General features: G+C 68.5%; 1 protein-coding gene. It reads left to right on the forward strand.

From position 1 onward, the window contains the following. Window positions 1-235, forward strand: a 235-nt coding sequence (locus H0H10_RS04535; RefSeq protein WP_188179497.1) for a hypothetical protein, incomplete at both ends; no start/stop codon positions are given.

The following is a 235-nucleotide window of genomic DNA, read 5'->3' on the forward strand; positions in this document are numbered from 1 at the left end:
GAAGTTCGACCTGGAGGTCACCGCTTCGGAGGTCTACGACGAACAGGGCACGCCGGCCGGCGTACGCGGCTCGGTCGTCGTGGCCGCCGATCTGTTCGAGGAGAAGTCGGCAGAACAGCTTGCCCTCCGGCTGCGGCGGGTCGTCGAGTCGGTCGTCGCCGATCCACGGCTCCGGCTGAGTGCGGTGGATGTGCTGGGTGCGGGCGAGCGTCGGAGGGTTCTGGAGGAGTGGAAC

It is taken from the genome of Streptomyces griseicoloratus (assembly GCF_014534645.1).
GTDB classification, from domain to species: Bacteria; Actinomycetota; Actinomycetes; order Streptomycetales; family Streptomycetaceae; genus Streptomyces; species Streptomyces griseicoloratus.